The sequence below is a fragment of the Synechococcus sp. H55.11 genome, assembly GCF_047462475.1.
In the GTDB taxonomy this organism is placed as follows: Bacteria; Cyanobacteriota; Cyanobacteriia; order Thermostichales; family Thermostichaceae; genus Thermostichus.
The window spans coordinates 1-1,737 of record NZ_JANSJI010000066.1 but is presented as its reverse complement, the minus strand read 5'-3'; the positions used below and the strand labels follow the sequence as shown (position 1 = coordinate 1,737).

Genomic DNA, 1,737 nt, shown 5'->3' with positions numbered 1-1,737 from the left:
ACATGAGGGATCCCCGCCATCGATCTGGCCAACTCACTCCAGCGCTAGTGTACCAACCCTTTTGGGTCTTGCGCAGGGGTGTTCAATGGGTTGCATCTGGACAACCATGAGCTCAAGAGCAGAACACAGGGTCAGTTTGAAGAGAGCGCCGAGCTGTGCCCAGCGGATCCCATATCCAAGTTTGGTTTATAATCTTTTTAGATTTCGGCTTAGCTTGGATTTGAAGAGGTCAACTTTAGCCTGGCTGAGCTGTACGGCTCTTCTGCAGCGCCCCACTGGGTCTAGATCCTTTCCCGTCCTGTTTGGTTTGTTTTTCTATCAACTTGGGAGATTCTTATGGCCGTTCCCAATGGTCATTCCAGCACGCTTCCAGAGCAAGAAGCCTCTTCTGTGGGAAAGGACTCCGTCTCGCCAACGCAGATGGGTAGCCCTCTGAACCTGGCTCCTCTGCCTGCTGAGGGGGCCTCTGCTCAGATGCCGGTACTGCTGACGGAGAGATCCGGCCCGCCCGTCTTCCCCAGCCCTGTCAAGTTCAGCAAGATCGAGATCGACCACCGTCCGGTGGGGGCTTCGACCCTGAAGGTGGTGGATTACTATGCCGACGGACGTCCGGTTGCCGCCGCAACTCTTAAGGTTGTGGATACCTGGGGCGAGGGGCGCCCAACGGTTGCCTCGGGGGCCAAATTCATCCATGATCCCGCTCTCAATCGTCCGGTGATGGCCGATGGCCTGAAAATTGCCAAAACCTTCCTGGGCAACCGCCCCATCGAGGCCAGTCCCCTCAAGGTGCTGCGCTAGCCGGGATCCCCAAGATGGCCCCTTTGCTAACCTGGGCTGGGGCGCATCAGGGTGGTGAGTATGGAGCTCCTGGCGATTCTCGTGGGGCTGTTGGCAGGCTTGGGAGGAGGAGCAGGCTATCTGGCAGATCAGACGGCACGGCAGCTTTTGCTGGATCAGTTGGATCGGGCCGAGGTTTTGGAGGTGCGCATCCAAAGCCGGCCCAACTACCGTCTGCTGAAGGGCCAAGCGGATCGCCTGCTGATTGCCGGTCGCGGGCTGTATCGGGCCCCTTTCCCCCGCCTTGAGCTTCTCGAGTTGGAAACCGATCCGGTGGCGATCGATCCCTCTTTTTTTCAGGGGGCTCCCCTGCGCCTGGCGCGACCTCTGCAAGCTGCGGTGCGGGTGGTGGTGCGAGAAGAGGACTTGAATGCTGCCCTCAACCTGCCAGAGGTGCTCCGCCAGTTTCAGGATATTCAAGCAGATCTGCCCTTTGGCGGAGCTGGCAGGGAAGCTCGCCGTTTTGACCTGCGTCAGCCCCGCGTCGAGTTTTTGGATCCCAACCGTATTCAGCTTTCTGCCCTCTTGGTGGAGCGGGACGGCGGCACCGAGCAGTCGGTCGAAGTGGTGTTCAACGCCGGGATCCGGGTGGAAGAAGGGCGCAGCCTCAAGCTGGAGAATCCGGAGTTTGTCATCGGTTCTGTACGGGTTCCTGATGAGATCTCAGCAGCCTTCTTGGGCGGGCTCAATAGGGTGTTTGACCTGCAAGAGCTGGAAGAGATCGGGATCCTGCTGCGGGTGCTCAGCCTAGAGATAGAACCTGACCAATTGCAGGTGATTGGGTTTGTGCGGGTGGAGACGCTGGAGAAGATCATGATCCCTGACGCGGACGGCTAGAGATCCCGGTTGAGCATGGATGCAATCTTCAGCTAGAAACCGCAGGAGCCCCGCCCTGTACCC

The 1,737-nt window shown here is 58.8% G+C and carries 2 protein-coding genes; both read left to right on the top strand.

The annotated features are described in order from the left end of the window. The first annotated feature begins 336 nt into the window (after positions 1-336). Positions 337-798 (top strand): hypothetical protein, encoded by a 462-nt coding sequence (locus NW853_RS02755; RefSeq protein WP_414335779.1) that lies wholly within the window; start codon positions 337-339, stop codon positions 796-798. Between the two features lie 60 nt (positions 799-858). Further along, complete coding sequence (locus NW853_RS02750) at positions 859-1,674, top strand: DUF2993 domain-containing protein (protein WP_414335777.1); 816 nt, start codon at positions 859-861, stop codon at positions 1,672-1,674. Positions 1,675-1,737 lie beyond the last annotated feature (63 nt).

Excerpts from the sequence above, each read along its gene's own strand:
- NW853_RS02755 (WP_414335779.1), top strand. The coding sequence starts at position 337 with ATGGCCGTTCCCAATGGTCATTCCAGCACGCTTCCAGAGCAAGAAGCC.
- NW853_RS02750 (WP_414335777.1), top strand. The coding sequence starts at position 859 with ATGGAGCTCCTGGCGATTCTCGTGGGGCTGTTGGCAGGCTTGGGAGGA.